The 16,590-nt window shown below is 36.5% G+C and carries 16 protein-coding genes and 2 pseudogenes; 17 read left to right on the top strand and 1 reads right to left on the bottom strand.

Annotated elements, in window-relative coordinates; genetic code table 11:
- Positions 1-20: 20 nt before the first annotated feature.
- The 17 genes and pseudogenes from BMZ04_RS03660 (at position 21) to splB (ending at position 15,421) form a co-directional block, all read left to right on the top strand.
- Complete coding sequence (locus BMZ04_RS03660; RefSeq protein WP_093265556.1) at positions 21-1,574, top strand: ABC transporter substrate-binding protein; 1,554 nt, start codon at positions 21-23, stop codon at positions 1,572-1,574.
- Positions 1,575-1,623: 49 nt separating this feature from the next.
- Positions 1,624-2,454, top strand: coding sequence for a carbon-nitrogen hydrolase family protein (locus BMZ04_RS03655; RefSeq protein ID WP_093265553.1), 831 nt, complete (start codon positions 1,624-1,626; stop codon positions 2,452-2,454).
- A 192-nt stretch (positions 2,455-2,646) separates the two neighbouring features.
- Positions 2,647-3,570: an ABC transporter permease gene (locus BMZ04_RS03650; RefSeq protein WP_093265550.1), complete on the top strand. Its 924-nt coding sequence runs from the start codon at positions 2,647-2,649 to the stop codon at positions 3,568-3,570.
- Between the two features lie 14 nt (positions 3,571-3,584).
- Positions 3,585-4,484 carry a nickel transporter permease gene (gene nikC, locus BMZ04_RS03645; RefSeq protein WP_093265547.1) on the top strand — a complete coding sequence of 300 codons (900 nt, stop codon included), beginning with the start codon at positions 3,585-3,587 and terminating at the stop codon, positions 4,482-4,484.
- Between the two features lie 40 nt (positions 4,485-4,524).
- Positions 4,525-5,535, top strand: coding sequence for an ABC transporter ATP-binding protein (locus BMZ04_RS03640; RefSeq protein WP_093265544.1), 1,011 nt, complete (start codon positions 4,525-4,527; stop codon positions 5,533-5,535).
- Complete coding sequence (locus BMZ04_RS03635; RefSeq protein WP_093265541.1) at positions 5,507-6,736, top strand: M20 metallopeptidase family protein; 1,230 nt, start codon at positions 5,507-5,509, stop codon at positions 6,734-6,736. The genes BMZ04_RS03640 and BMZ04_RS03635 overlap by 29 nt, the downstream gene beginning before the upstream one ends.
- A gap of 71 nt (positions 6,737-6,807) precedes the next feature.
- The gene (locus BMZ04_RS03630) at positions 6,808-7,773 is read left to right on the top strand and encodes an ABC transporter ATP-binding protein (RefSeq protein ID WP_093265538.1); all 966 of its coding nucleotides are present in this window, start codon (positions 6,808-6,810) and stop codon (positions 7,771-7,773) included.
- A 265-nt stretch (positions 7,774-8,038) separates the two neighbouring features.
- Positions 8,039-8,812 (top strand): creatininase family protein, encoded by a 774-nt coding sequence (locus BMZ04_RS03625; protein WP_093265535.1) that lies wholly within the window; start codon positions 8,039-8,041, stop codon positions 8,810-8,812.
- A 34-nt stretch (positions 8,813-8,846) separates the two neighbouring features.
- Positions 8,847-9,773: an AEC family transporter gene (locus tag BMZ04_RS03620; RefSeq protein WP_093265532.1), complete on the top strand. Its 927-nt coding sequence runs from the start codon at positions 8,847-8,849 to the stop codon at positions 9,771-9,773.
- Positions 9,774-10,501: 728 nt separating this feature from the next.
- Complete coding sequence (locus BMZ04_RS22205) at positions 10,502-10,651, top strand: hypothetical protein (RefSeq protein WP_177184313.1); 150 nt, start codon at positions 10,502-10,504, stop codon at positions 10,649-10,651.
- A 211-nt stretch (positions 10,652-10,862) separates the two neighbouring features.
- Positions 10,863-10,994, top strand: coding sequence for a hypothetical protein (locus tag BMZ04_RS22695; RefSeq protein ID WP_255367834.1), 132 nt, complete (start codon positions 10,863-10,865; stop codon positions 10,992-10,994).
- Positions 10,994-11,143 (top strand): annotated as a pseudogene (locus BMZ04_RS03605) (hypothetical protein); the annotation flags it as partial. The gene BMZ04_RS22695 and the pseudogene BMZ04_RS03605, both read left to right, overlap by 1 nt.
- Positions 11,144-11,195: 52 nt before the next feature.
- The gene (locus tag BMZ04_RS21945) at positions 11,196-11,339 is read left to right on the top strand and encodes a hypothetical protein (protein ID WP_177184312.1); all 144 of its coding nucleotides are present in this window, start codon (positions 11,196-11,198) and stop codon (positions 11,337-11,339) included.
- Positions 11,340-11,606: 267 nt separating this feature from the next.
- Positions 11,607-12,692, top strand: a complete 1,086-nt coding sequence (locus tag BMZ04_RS03600; RefSeq protein WP_093265526.1) for a metallophosphoesterase — start codon at positions 11,607-11,609, stop codon at positions 12,690-12,692.
- 52 nt (positions 12,693-12,744) lie between these two features.
- The gene (locus BMZ04_RS03595) at positions 12,745-13,674 is read left to right on the top strand and encodes an MBL fold metallo-hydrolase (RefSeq protein ID WP_093265523.1); all 930 of its coding nucleotides are present in this window, start codon (positions 12,745-12,747) and stop codon (positions 13,672-13,674) included.
- A gap of 275 nt (positions 13,675-13,949) precedes the next feature.
- Positions 13,950-14,299 (top strand): annotated as a pseudogene (locus tag BMZ04_RS03590) (MFS transporter); the annotation flags it as partial.
- A 93-nt stretch (positions 14,300-14,392) separates the two neighbouring features.
- Complete coding sequence (splB, locus tag BMZ04_RS03585) at positions 14,393-15,421, top strand: spore photoproduct lyase (RefSeq protein ID WP_093265520.1); 1,029 nt, start codon at positions 14,393-14,395, stop codon at positions 15,419-15,421.
- 452 nt (positions 15,422-15,873) lie between these two features.
- Here splB and BMZ04_RS22200 read toward each other — a convergent pair whose 3' ends face one another.
- Positions 15,874-16,116 (bottom strand): hypothetical protein, encoded by a 243-nt coding sequence (locus BMZ04_RS22200; protein ID WP_177184311.1) that lies wholly within the window; start codon positions 16,114-16,116, stop codon positions 15,874-15,876.
- Positions 16,117-16,590: the final 474 nt, after the last annotated feature.

Raw genomic sequence — 16,590 nt, 5'->3', positions numbered from 1 at the left:
CATAAAGGTGGGAAAGAAGAATGAGGAGAACGAAAACTTTTAAATTTTGCTCTATCATGCTGTTGTTAGTATTTCTAGTCATTATGAGCGCATGTGAGTCAGATGAGTCATCTGCATCGAGCGCAACAAGCGATAAGAGTATAGTTGTTGCATTAACTGGGGAAGCGAATAGCTTAGATCCCCATAACACGACAGATACAGCTTCTAAGCAAATATATTCAGTAATGACGGAAACATTAGTAGGTTTGAATGAAAATGGAGAAGTAGTACCACTTTTAGCGAAGAGTTGGGAAAATTCTGAGGATGGGAAGACTTGGACATTCCAACTTGAAGAAGGGGTAGAATTTACGGATGGTACTCCGTTTAATGCAGAAGCGGTAAAAATTAACTTTGAACGTGTGACAAACGAAGAGAACAAATTAGCAAGATATCCAATGTTAGGTCCATATCTTGATAGTATTACGACTAATGGTGATTACGAAGTTGTATTTCATTTGAATAGTCCTGTAGGTCCTTTTTTGAACATTCTTGCTTTCCCTTCTGGGAGCAATATTATTAGCCCTAAAACAATCGAAGAAGGTATAGAGGCAGTTAGAACAAACCCAATTGGAACAGGACCTTATAAAATTAAAAACTGGTCACCTGGAACTGATACCGTTTTTGAAGCAAATCCTAATTATTGGGGTGGAACTCCACAATTAGACCAGATTACTTTTAAGGTTGTTCCTGAAAATGCTTCACGTGTACTGATGCTAGAAACTGGTGAGGTAGATATCATTGCAGACGTTCCAGCTACAGATATTGAAAGAATAAACAATAGTGAAGAGACAAAAGTAAATTCAATCGAAATCAACCGTACTTTGTATGTTGGAATTAATAACTCAGTAGCTCCTTTTGACAAGGTGGAAGTTCGCCAAGCATTAAACTATGCGATTGATAAAGTTGCGCTGACAAATGATTTATATGAAGGTCGAGTGAAAGAGAGTTCTGCCATCGTATCTTCTAAGGACCAAATGTATAGTAATGCGGGTACTTATCCATATGATTTAGAAAAGGCAAAGGAAATGTTAAAGAAGGCGGGGGTCAAGGAAGGTACGAAAGTAAGACTCGTAGCTGCGGGTAACGCTGTTCGAGATCATAAGGCTGGACAATATGTTCAAACTAGTTTGCAACTACTAGGATTTGATGTTGAGTTTCAAATGTTGGAGCTGAATGATTATTTAAATACTTTAGATGATCCAAGTAAATATGAACTCTATTTAAGAGGTGGGATTGCAAATACAAATGATGCCTATGACATCCTAAGGGATAGTTTTTATTCTGATAGTAAATATAATTATGCCCGTTATATAAATCCAAACATTGATCAGGCTATAGAAAAAGGTGCTATTGAGCCTATTATAGAAAATCGTAAGAAGATTTATGAAGAAGCATTTAAGGAAATTAAAGAGGATGCTCCGTGGATTTTCCTTTATGAGGATACTGTGCACATCGGGATGAGGTCAAACATAGAAGGTCTGATTGTACCACCAACACATCTTTGGAATTACACAGAGGTACGCAAATCAAACTAGATTTATAGAGATATTATGTAAGCAACTTTAAAAAATAGGAGTGAATAAAATGTCTTTTCAAATTGTAATGGCTCAGTTAGGTTCTTCAGAAAATAAACAAGAGAATTTAGAAAAAGCTGAAAAAGCATTGAGGGATTCAACAAATCTTTATGGGGCTGATATGGTTGTCTTCCCAGAAGCGTTCATGAGTTATTTCGAAGTGGGAACACCAACAGAAGTAAAAATAAACGATGCTGAACCAATCGAAGGACCATTTGTATCTGCGATGAGTGAATTAGCAAGTAAATATGGGGTCTGGGTTGTATTTGGCATGCGTGAGAGTACGGAAGATGTAGATGATAAGAGAGTTTATAATTCAACAGTAGTTATAAATTCATCTGGCTTAATTGAAAGTGTTTATCGTAAAACGCATTTATATGATGCGTTTGGTGGAAAAGAGTCAGATACTATTAAACCAGGTGATGCCTTATTTGAGCCGATTGATACGCCTTTCGGAAAAATTGGATTGTTTGTTTGTTATGAATTACGATTCCCTGAAATCGCTCGTCATCAAGCTCTAAACGGGGCTGATATCCTTATTGTTCCTTCAGGTTGGGTAAAAGGACCGTTAAAAGAACACCATTGGGAAAATCTTGTAACGACACGTGCGATAGAAAATACTGTTTATGTAGTCGCTTGTGACCATGTTAATGATTACTATATGGGACAGAGTATGGTCGTTGATCCTATGGGAGTGGTAATAGCAAAAGGAAATGAAAATGAGTGTTTGATTCCCTGTCGAATCGATTTAAAGCGTGTTCAGGAAGTTCGAAAAAAACTCCCTTCTTATATACACCGTCAACCAAGCTTATATAAGAATGCAGGGATTTATACATCTTGAAGTTTAATTGTCCGATCCTATTTAGCGTTTTTAAATGAGTGTTAATTTCGAAGAGTTTAACTAGGTTTACCAACTTTTTGTAACGGAAATTGGGGACTCATTTTGAACTAGTCCCCAATTTACTTGGCTGCATTAGTTTTTGCTCACTCTAAAATACAATGAAAAAGTGCCATAGATTGAGAGGTGGATATATTGTCAATATATATTGTTAAACGTTTATTGCATTTAATACCTACTTTAATTGGTGTTACATTATTTGCTTTTTTACTAGTAGCTGCTGTGCCCGGGGATCCAGCGCAAATCATTGCTGGGGAATCGGCATCTGAAGAAGAGGTGCAGATTATCAGGGATCAATTAGGCGTTGACAAACCTTTATACCAGCAATATATAAGCTATGTCACAAATATCTTCAAGGGGGATTTAGGAACATCCTTGCGATCCAGCAAGCCCGTCTTAGATGAAATTTTATTGCGTTTTCCTACAACCCTCATTCTTACTGTCATGTCCCTGGTAGTGATGATTATCGTAGGGCTAATTGCAGGAATTGCTTCTGCCACAAAGCCAAATAGTCTAAGGGATAACGTATCCATGATGGTTTCATTATTTGGAATTTCAATGCCGGTTTTCTGGATGGGGATCATGTTTATTCTTCTCTTTTCCTATTACTTGCCGTGGTTTCCTTCAGGTGGAAGTAGCGAATTCAAACACTTTGTCCTACCTTCGCTTGTCTTAGGGCTTTCTGCCTCTGGAATTTTAGCGAGACTTACAAGGTCAAGTATTCTTGAAATTGTTAATCAGGATTTCGTCCGAACGGCTAGAGCGAAAGGGGTTAAAGAAAAGTATGTCATCTACAAGCATACTTTGAAAAATGCTTTAATTCCGATTATCACCATTGTTGGTATGGAATTTGGCGTTTTACTAGGTGGAGCGGTGATTACAGAGACGGTATTTTCAATGAATGGCATTGGAAGATATGTTGTTGAATCCATTCAATTTAGAGATTTCCCAGCTATTCAAGGAAGTATTCTATTCATTTCAACGATTTTTGTTTTTGTTATTCTGCTTGTTGATCTTTCTTATAGTATTGTAGATCCAAGAATTCGATACGAAAATTAGAAAGGAGCTCTTAGATGCAAATAATAGAAGATGTGGTGTCACAAAAGGAAGTTGCTGCACCTGCATATGAACCACGTTCTCCATGGAAAATGATGATTCAACGTTTTAAAAAGAATAAGCGTGCGATGATAGGGTTGTACATTACCTCATTATTTGTCATTGTGGCCATATTTGCTCCGTGGATCTCTCCATACGATCCTTTTGAGTACAATATGAAAGCGCTTCTACAGGCACCTAGTTTAAGTCATCCGTTTGGAACAGATCAATTTGGTCGCGATGTTTTATCTCGAATTATTCATGGTTCCCGTATTTCCTTAATGATTGGAATTGTTGGGGTAGGGATTTCTATCATAGTCGGGGTGACATTAGGAACAATAGCCGGCTATTTTGGCGGGATTTTAGATTCGATTATTATGAGAATCATGGATATCCTTTTGGCGTTTCCTGGATTTCTTTTGGCACTAGCTATCATTAGCATTCTAGGACCAAGTATGGTGAATGTTATGATTGCGATTGGTATTTTCTCTATTCCTACCTTTGCTCGAATTATGCGCAGCTCGGTCATTTCTATTAAATATAAAGAATTTATAGAAGCGACTAAATCGCTAGGGGGCAGTCACTTGTTTATCATCATCAAACACGTGATACCAAATTGTATTGCCCCAATCATTGTATTATCTACGATGAGAATTGCGACAGCTATTTTAACAGCTGCAGGTTTAAGCTTCCTAGGATTGGGAGCTCAGCCACCTTCACCTGAATGGGGAGCAATGTTAAACGAGGGTAGGGAATATATTAGAGCTGCATCTCATTTAAGTACAATCCCAGGATTAATAATTATGTTAGTTGTATTAGGTTTTAATATGCTAGGGGATGGTCTGCGTGATGCTCTAGATCCACAAATGAAGATTTAAGGGGATAGTTGGTAAAAGTCTGATGTAAGGGGGAGTGACTTTGGAAAGTTTATTAGAGATTAATAATCTTAAAACTTACTTTTATTCCGAAAACGGTGAAGTTCCAGCTGTAGATGGAGTCAGTATTACAGTTAAAAAAGGGGAAACATTAGGAATTGTAGGAGAATCTGGTTCAGGAAAAAGTGTCACGGCATTAACAGCTATGAGATTAAGTCAAGGAAAAGTAATGGGCGGCTCCGTTACATTTAAAGGAATCGATCTCCTGTCCTTATCTGATGAAGAGATGAGAAAAATCCGTGGAAAGGAAATAGCGATGATTTTTCAGGAGCCCATGACATCGCTAAATCCAGTATTTACAGTAGGGAATCAAATTATGGAAGCCATTCAAACCCATATGGACGTTGGTAAATCTAAAGCCAAGGAGAGAGCAGTTGAACTACTAGCTCTAGTAGGGATTCCACGGCCAGAACAAATTGTGAACGAATATCCTCACCGGCTGTCGGGGGGCATGCGGCAGCGTGTCATGATTGCTATGGCAATGGCCTGTAATCCAAGTCTATTAATTGCGGATGAACCGACAACGGCCCTGGATGTAACAATCCAAGCACAAATATTAGATTTAATGAGAGACCTTAAGGAAAAACATAATACTGCAATCATGATGATTACCCATGATCTAGGTGTAGTAGCCGAAACGTGTGATCGTGTTTGTGTTATGTATGGAGGAAAAGTAGTAGAAGAAAGTGATGTTCAGGAGATTTTTAACAACCCAAAACATCCTTATACACAAGGTTTGCTGAAATCTGTACCTACTTTAATAGATTCCGAACAACAGACAAGACTTTATTCAATAGAAGGAAATGTGCCGATTCCTGGGTCATTGCGTGAAGGTTGTTATTTTGCCCCTCGCTGTGAATTTGCAATGGAAATATGTAGAACAAAAGCCCCTGCTTTTAAAGAGGTGGAACCGGGGCATTTCAGTCGCTGCTGGCTTCATGAATTGGACGAAAGGGGGGAATTCGATGTTAAACGTTTGGTTGAATCAAATTGAAAACATGTTTGACCCAATGGTGGAGTGGCGAAGGTATATACATCAACATCCAGAGCTTTCCTTTCAAGAAGTAGAGACGCCAAAAATGATTGCTTCGATTCTTGAAAGTTTTGGAATCGAAGTTCGTAGAAATGTGGGTGGAAGAGGAGTTGTTGGGATTATATATGGGGGTAAACCAGGAAAAACAATTGCTCTTCGTGCTGATTTTGATGCACTTCCTATCCAAGATGAAAAGGATGTTCCTTATAAGTCTAAAGTAAACGGAGTAATGCATGCTTGTGGACATGACGGACACACGGCCACTCTTTTAGCTGTAGCAAAAGTTTTACAAGATAACCGAGATCAACTTGAGGGTAATGTAGTCCTCCTTCATCAACATGCCGAAGAAAAGTGCCCAGGCGGTGCGATTGCTATGATTGAAGATGGGTGTTTAGAGGGAGTTGACGTGGTATTTGGAACACATCTATTGACTAAAGTACCCACAGGCTTTTATGGGTACAGAAAAGGCTATACCATGGCTGCAAGTGACCAATTTGTCATTAAAATTCATGGAAAAGGCGGCCACGGGGCATCTCCACACGAAACGGTTGATGCGATTGCTATTGGTAGCCAAGTAGTCAATCAATTACAGCATATTGTGAGCCGACAAGTAAATCCTTTAAAATCTGCTGTTGTATCAGTAGGATCCTTCCACGCGGGAAAGGCCCCGAATGTAATTGCGGATTCCGCTGAACTATCTGGAACAGTTCGTACCTTTGACGAAGATGTGCGAGATCAGATTAAGAGGGAAATGGAAGTGATTGTAAATGGTATTTGTTCAGCCTTTCATGCTACCTACACAATCACTTATGAGAGTGGATATCCTGCTGTATATAACCATGCAGAAGAGACGGAAATTTTTGTACAGGCAGTTAAGAAAAACATAGGAGAAGATACTCTTATTGAAATTGATCCTTCAATGGGAGGAGAAGATTTTGCATATTATTTAAAACAAAAACCCGGTATGTTCTTCTATACTGGGGCTCGAAATGAAAGTATCAAAGCAAATTATCCTCATCATCATCCGAAATTTACTTTTGATGAACAAGCTATGGTAATGGCTGGCAAGGGATTAATAAGCATTGTTCATCATTATCTAGTTTCGGAAGCTTCGAAGGAAGAGAAAAAGTCTGATACTGAAGCGGAGAAATCTTTCATATAAGAAAGGCATCGATGTTTGAATTTTTGTTCAAGCGTCCTATACATTTACTTTGGATAAAAAGGGGGCTTAAAATGAAGCAATCATTAGTGGAGATTAAGAATTTTAAAAAATATTATTCAAGCAAAAAGAGCTTTCTCAATCGAAATGTCAGTTATGTAAAGGCAGTTGATGGCTTGAACTTCACTATTTATAAAGGGGAAACTTTAGGGTTAGTAGGCGAAAGTGGTTGTGGAAAATCGACAACTGGGAGAGCAATTTTACAGCTTCAACCACCGACTGAAGGTGAAGTGTTATACGAGGGAGAAAACCTTGTCGGAATGAACACAAAGGATTTGAGAAGGGTTCGAAAGGAAATGCAAATGGTTTTCCAAGATCCATACGCTTCTCTTGATCCTCGGATGACAGTCGGGGAAATTATTTCAGAACCTCTTGAAATTCATAAAATAGCTTCAGGTAAAGAAAAAAACATTCGTGTGGATGAATTACTCGATACGGTAGGCTTAAGCAGCTACCATGCTAAACGTTATCCTCATGAATTTAGTGGAGGACAGCGCCAAAGGGTAGGTATTGCGCGAGCGTTAGCGCTAAATCCAAAATTTATTGTGGCTGATGAGCCAGTATCGGCACTCGATGTTTCTATTCAATCACAAATTGTGAATCTCTTTCAGGATTTGCAAGAGCGGTTTGATTTAACATATTTATTTATTGCACATGATTTAAGCGTTGTGAAACATATCAGCGATCGCGTGGCTGTAATGTATTTAGGTCGAATTGTTGAGATGGGGGATAAAAAAACTTTATTTAGTCAACCTATGCACCCATATACACAGGCGTTGTTATCGGCCGTTCCATTGCCGAATCCAAATGTAAAAAAAGAAAGAATCATGCTTCGTGGGGATGTTCCAAGCCCTTCAAACCCACCAAATGGATGTACGTTCCATACTCGTTGTAGTCAATGTATGGAAATTTGTAAGACAATTCAACCAGAGTTTAAGGAAGTAGATGGGCGTATGATTGCATGCCATTTATATAACTAAATAAGGTTTACTTTTAACTTCATTCAGCAGAAGTCTCCCACTTCTTTAAGTGGCGAGATGAATGCAAATAGTAAAACCATTCAGTGGTGGTTCAATCTCTGAATGAATGAAGTTAAAGCCTCCGGAGGATATCACAGATTTTACCGAGCAAGCTTGATAAAATCTGGGCGCAAATACGGAAAAGGCACATTTGATTGTAGGAGATTGGATTACTAGTAAATTTTTATATCTGAATATTAATAATATTGTAAAGGATGGGTTGAAAATGACATTTAAAAAATCAAATTTTCTAAAAGAAATGAGCTGGACTCGATTTGAAGGAAGAAAAAAAGATACGGACCTTGTAATTATTCCTTCGGGTGCATTTGAAGTATATGGCTACCATTTACCGTTGGGAACAGATACACTCGTTTCCGTAAAGATTGCAGAAATTCTTGCTGAACGTGTTAATGCTATTATTGGACCTACGCTAGAGGTTGGTGATTCAACAGCCTTAGAGGAATTCCCAGGAACAATGGTAATTAAGGCAGAAAATTTTAAACAATATTTATGGGACACAGTAAAAAGCTTAGAAAAATGGGGATTTAAAAAATTCCTTTTTATTAATTCTCACGCGGGAAATGTACCTATTATTAATCAAGTAGCTAGGGATTTACAGTCTAATTCGGAAATTCAATGCGCTCAAATTGATTATTGGCGTTTTATAAAAAATCATGATAATGGGATTATTGAATCCGGAGAGTTAGCACATACACATGCGAGTGAAGCAGGTACTTCCGTGATGATGTATCTATATCCTGAACTTTGTGATTTAGAAAAATGGGTAAACGAACCACCGAAAACAGGAGACGATTATCCAGACATTATTAAATACATTCCTTTTTCTGAAAAAACGGACTCTGGCACAATAGGAGATGCAACATTAGGAACGAAGGAAAAAGGGGAGAAACTTGTCAATCGCTCGGTCAATCGAATTGTTGAATTTTTAGTAGAAAGCTGGGAGATTAAAGAGCTTGAGGAGAAAGTTTTAGAAGTGTAAATTTTGAAGTGTTGACTCTAGAATGGAGACAAAAATGGAGTTTTCTTTAATTTTTGAATCAATCTTTATTATTAGTATTATGATTGCTTTAGGATCTGTGATATCGAGAACATTTCCATTTAATAGTGACACACGTAAACTATTAGTTAGTCTCATTGTCAATATTGCAATGCCGTCTATTATTCTTTCAAGTATATTAAATGTAGAAATTAATAGAGAAACCTTTAAAATGATTACAAATGTTTTTGTTTTATCTGTCATCATTAATCTGCTTGGAATTCTTATTGGTTGGTTATTTTCGAACACCTTTTATCGTCATTCAACCAAGAAAAGAGAAATTGCCTTATTGTCTGGTCTAGGGAATACGGGGTTTATTGGAATTCCTTTGTGTGCAGCGCTTATTGGTCCAGAAGGAGCACTATTCGCTGCAATCTTTGATGCGGGAGTAGACATTACTCTTTGGACGATTGGCGTGCTAATTATTCAGAAAAACAGGCAATTTTCGTTCAAGTCATTAAAGGAATTAATAAATGTTCCAACTCTAGCAATTGTATTTGGTCTTTTTATTGCATATTTCAACATGAAACCACCTGCAGTTTTCATCGAATTAGCGAATCAGCTAGCGAATCTAGCAGCTCCTCTAGCCATGTTTTACATTGGTGTTCTTGTTATGAATTTATACCGTAAAAAGACTCAAGATTCAGGTCAGGAGATTTGGATTCCTATTGTTGTAAAGCTAATTGTTTTACCTGCGTGTGTTGCATTAATGGTTACCTATTTAAATCTTAAAAGTGATATCTCACAAACGATACTAATTCAATCTATGATGCCGTCACTCACACTTGCATCCATACTATTTGCCAAATACTCTGCAGATGAGAACATGGGGGCATTTACGACTGTGCTATCGACTATAGTTGCTTTAATTACGATTCCGCTTTTGCTTTATTTATTTTTGTGAGATATGAGATTGGATTAATAGAAAAATGACAATTACCTCATACCTGATCTTAACGATTTAGTATTTGATCCATAATATTAATTTGTAATTTTGAGGTTCTTGTCATCTATTCGTTTCAATAGTTAAAACAGGTTTCAGTCCATAGTGATAATAGATATTTTATTATTGAGATAGCGATAAGTGGTGTTGACCTTCAATTCTACATTTATGAAAAAAGATTCAGAAAGTTATATTACTCGCTTATTTAATTAAGAAAAATAAATAATTTCACAACTGAGTTATATAGTTTAAAGACTGTGACAGCGAAAACTTTGAAATAGATTAAAAGAGTATATTAGTTATGCTTTTAAAAATAAAATGCTTCTTTTTATGTATTTTGGGATATGCATTATATTAATAGTATTTAAATATTTAAACGGACTAAATAGTATTGATGAAAATTAATAATAGTTTTTTTATGAATCGTAGTCAAAACCGTTCAAAGAACTTTTATATTATCAAAAAAGGTCATTAAAACTTGATATAACAATGTTTCTAACAATAGGGGATTCAAGTCCCGCGTCTCTATAAAATGAAATCATATTATTTCATACAGTGTGTTACTTAAAGCATAAAGTTGAGTGACAAACATTTGCATAATAGGGTACACGCTTGATTGTTTGAAAGATTTCTTTGGTGTTTTCTTTTCAAAAGAAGATGAATCAAAGAAATTGTTAGTTCATAAAAGGATGATCAAAGTTCCGTTACATGAAGGATATATCGTAGAGATTGATATACTGGATGAAGGATATGAAATTAACGACTTGAAAGATGAAAAAGAAGATGCGAGGAATAAAGTTAATTCTTTGCTCGGAAGATTGGAGTATATGAAATACTAATACCATTACATGCCCTTCTCTTCGGAGTGGGGATTTTTTTATTTGTCCAAAAATTAGCAGATTATTTTAGTTGTAAAATCAAACAAACGTTCGTATACCAAGAAGACAAGTGGGAACATTCGTTTGTATATTGTTAGAAAAAAACTATAGTCGTGGTCAGATTGTAGAATTGATATATCTATGAAAATCAGGTGAAATCAATAAAAGGAGAGTGACGGTCATTAATATTCAAGGGTATTCATTTGAGGCTTTTTGCTTAAAAAGAAATGTGAAGCGAACGTTACTAATAGACAATGTACTCGCATATGTTCCAGCTATTCGAAAAGAAAGAGGCGTTATTTAATCAGTGATTGTCAAAAGCGAATTTATGATTACATTAAAAGTTTCATTTTAGAAAATAAATACTCTCCTTCAATTAGAGAAATTGGGGAAGCTGTGGGTCTAAAATCATCATCGACCGTACATGGTCACTTGATAAGGTGCGAGAAGAAGGTGATGTCGATTCTGCGAACGCGCTTCCACGAACTTTGAGAATCGTCTCATGATGGATTACGGTAAACTTCCAAATCGCTCTATTGCTTACATTGATATGATGAGCTTTTATGCCTCCTGTATTGCTGCATTACATGATTTAGATGTAAGAACTGTTCCGATTGCTGTAGTGGGTAATTTTGAACAGATAGGGTAGTTGTTTTAGCTGCATGTTGCTATGGGAGAACCACATTATAAATTTGGATGACTTATACATCTATTGGAATTGAGAAAGATGATTTAACAATCCGTGCGGTTAACACAAGTAATCGGTCAAATACGAAACGGCTGATTACTTTTTGTGTTTTTACGCGAAAACCACTTCATTCGACAGTCTTTAATCTATAGTTGTCATGAAAAAATATTTATAACTAGTTTTTTTGATATAATCTTCTTAAGATTATAATATTTTGGAGTTGAGTTAATGATTCAAGTAAGAAGACTACAATTAGACAAAACAAAACGTGCAATAGTCATTTCAGATATACATGCAAATCTAGGGCTATTCAAAAATCTATTACAAAAAGTAGATTATACAGGGGATGATTATTTATTCATTAACGGTGATCTTAGCGAAAAAGGACAAAATAGTTTAGAAGTAGTGGAGTTTGTAAAGAATTTATCCGAACAATCTACTAATGTCTATGTTACAAAAGGAAATTGTGATGTCGTCCATCGTTATGTTTTTAATGAAAGTGAGGGGGTCATACCGTACATGAATAGACAAAAAAATTCCATTTTAAATGAAATGCTTGCTCAGCATTGTAAAACACTATATGATTTTACCAATTTAGAAGAATTGGCTCATTTTTATCGTCAAAATTTTCATGATGAAATTGAATGGTTGGAATCACTTCCAATTGCTTATGAAACAGATGATTATATTATTATCCATGCAGGCATTGAAAACAGAGTTGATTGGCACCAAACAGAAGAAAATTTTGCTTTATATACACAAGCATTTTATGAACAAGCGCACCAATCAAATAAACTGGTTATCGTCGGACATTGGCCAGTAGTTAATTATCGTGCTAGTCAAGCTAGTTCTCATAATCCGATCATTGACCTAGATAAAAAAATCATTGCACTAGATGGTGGAAATCAGATTAAGGAAGACGGTCAACTAAATGCGCTAATTATTCAAAATGGAAAGTATACATATACATATGTTGATGAGTTAACAAGCGAAATGATTGTGCAAAAAGAACATAATGATCAGACGAGAAGAGTAGGAACTCTGACATATCCTAATTACGACATGCAAATAATTCGACAGGAGAAATACTTTACGCTGTGTAAAAATATAAATCTCGGTATAGAACAATGGATTAAAAATGAATATCTACTAATTGATCATGAAACGGTGAGTGCCAAAACGGACGTGAGTACAACTTTTCTTTCTGTTAAAAAAGGTGAAAAAGTATGGATGGTTGAATATGAATGTGATGGATATATTCTGGTGAAGCGGGAAAATGGAGAGGTTGGCTGGTTGCCAAAAGATTGCTTATAAAGTCAGTCCAGCAAAGGAATAAAGATAGATGCTTTAAAAAGGGGGAAGTGAAATGTTAACAGAAGTAGCAGATGGTATACATAAACTAATTATCAATTTTCCAAAGGGAATGGGAGAGGTTAACTGCTATTTAATAGAAGGGGAAAAAGGGTATACAGTGATTGATACGGGAACTGATTCTATAGAAGCGAAGGATGGCTGGAAAAAAGTATTATCTTCTGGGATCGTGATAGAGAAAGTAGTTCTAACACACACTCATCAAGATCATATCGGCCTTGCGAAATGGTTTCAACAGGAGGTTGGAGTACCTGTTATCGTTTCCAATTTGGGTTACGAAGAAATGAGGAAAACTCGGGTTTCCCATGGTACAGACCGATTAAACAGTTTGATTATCAGACATGGGGGACGTTCACTTCCTCCTAAAATGAATGAAGATCCTCCCATTTACGATTTCGACCCGGATGGTTTTTTTGAAAATCATCAGCATATCCAATTAGGAGAAGAATTGTATGAGGCCATTTGGACACCGGGTCACGCACCGGACCATTTTTGTTTTTATAACGAAAATAAGAAGATAATGATCATTGGAGATCATGTATTAAACGGGATCAATCCAGTAATTGGTCTATGGTCGGGAGAAGAAGGAAATGCATTGAAAGATTACTTTTTATCATTGACGGAATTGGAAAAATATCCAGCTGACATTACTTTACCAGGTCATGGCGACTTGATTTATAATCTACATGCAAGAATAAACGAACTGACTGCAAACCATGAATATCGCCTACAACAAGTTTTACAGTCGGTGACGAGTGAAGGTAAAACCGCTAATCAAATCTGCCACGAAGTTTACGGAAACGTGAATATTATCCTCAATTTAAGTTCTTTTATGGCTACACTTACTCGATTATTGTATTTGGAATCGATTGGAAAAGTGGAGCGTCGGAAACTGGATGAGGTAATAACGTTCAAGGCGATATAATAGATAACGAAGATTGGAATCCATAACAAATGAAAAGTGGACAATGCAAAAAAATAATGTGCTAGTAGGAAACTGTAGACAAAAGGGTTAAAGCCATTTGCTTACGGTTTTTTATTGGAGAAAAAACCTCTATTGATTCAAAAACCTCCGAATATTATATTCTGAATATATAGAACAGTTGGAGCAATGAAGTATTGGATATCTTAAAACTAACAAGTGGGAAGAAAGAAACGTATAAAGTTCAATTAAAATACTCCGTTTTATGGGAATGGGCATTGGTAATCGGTGGTCTAACATTTATCGCTTTAGGATTTAACCATAGTATTATTTAATGACCGAGGTGATTGCTGGAATTGCGATGGCTTTCTTTGGTGTCCACAACATAACGATATTTCAGCAAACCGTTCCTAACGAATTGATGGGTAAAGTAGCATCTGTACGACTTTTTATCATTCGAGAGGCAATGCCGCTAGGTGTAATTGTTGGAGGAGTTTTAAGCGAACAGTGGGGAATACGACCACTTTACTTTTTGATTGGATCTATAATATGTATCGTATCACTCCTTGGAATATTTCTTCCTTATTTTAGGTTTATGGATGGTTTGTCTGGTAGGAAGACTGAATAGTTTAGCGAACACTCACCCGAATTTTCGTCCATTTTCATAATTTCTCACTTTTAAGACAAGCTATATTAAAAAGAGAAAGGTGATGTTCGCAGTATGAATAAACCCTTCACACCACAGTTAGTCTATTTTGAGCCCAATGCACTTGATTATCCGCTTGGAAAAGAACTGAAGGAAAAGTTCGAGAAAATGGGGATTGAAACGCGCTTTACGACTTCACATAATCAAATTCGGGATTTGCCGGGTGATACGGACGCTCAAAAATATCGTATCGCAAAATCTACCTTAGTTGTAGGCATTCGAAAAACGTTAAAATTCGATACTTCCAAGCCTTCAGCTGAATATGCAATCCCCCTTGCGACAGGATGTATGGGGCATTGTCATTATTGTTATTTGCAAACGACGATGGGCAGCAAACCATATATTCGAACTTACGTAAACGTGGAGGAGATTTTTGAAGCGGCTGATCGCTACATTGAAGAACGAGCTCCTGAGATTACCCGGTTCGAAGCTGCGTGTACATCCGATATTGTGGGAATTGACCATTTGACGCATTCATTAAAAAGAGCAATTGAACACATAGGTCAAACAGAACTAGGTAGGCTACGTTTTGTGACGAAATTCCATTTTGTCGACCATTTACTGGATGCCAAGCATAATGGCAAAACGCGATTCAGATTTAGTGTAAACGCTGATTATGTCATTAAAAATTTTGAGCCCGGCACTTCTCCCCTAAATAAAAGAATCGAGGCTGCAGGAAAAGTGGCAAGAGCAGGCTACCCACTAGGCTTTATCATCGCCCCCATTTACCTTCATGAAGGCTGGGAGGAAGGCTACCGCCAAATGTTTGAGCGACTTGACGAGGAACTGCCTCAAGATGCAAGAGAGGATATTACATTTGAATTCATTCAACACCGGTTTACGAAGCCCGCGAAAAAAGTGATTGAAAAGAACTACCCGAAGACAAAATTGGAGTTAGATGAAGAAAAAAGACGCTACAAATGGGGCAAGTATGGAATCGGTAAATATATTTACCAAAAAGACGAAGAGGATGAAATAAAATCTCATCTATATGGCTATATGGAAAAGTACTTTCCCAATGCCAAGTTAGAGTATTTTACTTGAGCAATCATAAAAAGCGTAAGGCCCCGGGGAACTGGGGCTATTTTTAGTGTGTAACAAACTAGAAGTAGTAGAGCAACATCATGCAAGTATACGGGTTAATTGTTTGGATGTAGAAACTAAGGTCTTTCATGAAAAAGTTAAAGCAATATATATAGAAGTTTCTACATAAAATTTACGTTAGATACTTACGTGCATGTGTTACTAAATAATAAATTTAACAATATTAACAGCCATAACCCTTATATTTAAGGGTTGTGGAATATAAATAATGCTGGTTCGGACTGGTTTCGAACCAGCGACCCCACCTTGTCGATTTTACGAACAATCTTTTATACAGTACTTTTGCATAAATACATTCCATTAAGTCAAGTAATTCAAGTACTCAATAATTATTTATTCAAATAGATTCTCATAATTCCATTGCCTCTAGAAATTCGGTGCAATCTATAAAATTAATCTCGAGATGAGAATAGAGTGTAGTCCATGTATTCTCTTGCTTTTAATAACTGTACGATGACCTGTCTAATACAAATAGCAGGTGCGTTCATCCCTCTTCTCTCTAAATCTTGTAAGTGAAAGTCAGGTTCATATTCTCTAAGTGGAGAAGTGTATGTTAAAAATAACCTTAGAATAAAAGGGTCACTACTAGCTTTTACTTGAGAAAGGTAGTGAAGGTCCTCTAAACGCGGCCTCAATTATGAAAAATTACTTGATTGAAACTTCCCGGTATTTTCCTGATTTTTTATTTTCAATGGAGAGAAAATACGTAAAATGAGTTTCTTCTATATAATTGACTTTGGTGAAAGGGTGATCCAATATTTTTATTTAGAAAATACGATAATAGACTTGCTATATGATTTAAAGGATGGTATGATTATCACCTGTCGTTTTAACAACTTAATTCCATTAAAACGAAATTAAAAAATTATTGACAACGACAATTGAATTTGTTATGATATAAAAGTTGCTCCGAAAAACGGCGGCAAAAAATGAACATTGAAAACTGAACATGCAAAACGTTAAGAAATATAGCTTGAAAGACTAACTTTGGTTAGTCCGATAGCAAAACAATTTTGACATCATTTAATGATGATGCCAGCAAAACAAAATGAGCTTTTTAAGTTCTCTATTATGGAGAGTTTGATCCTGGCTCAGGACGAACGCTGGCG

The organism is Psychrobacillus sp. OK032 (genome assembly GCF_900111345.1).
Taxonomy (GTDB): domain Bacteria; phylum Bacillota; class Bacilli; order Bacillales_A; family Planococcaceae; genus Psychrobacillus.
Note: the sequence above shows the minus strand (reverse complement) of the source record. Positions and strands in the feature narration are given on the sequence as shown.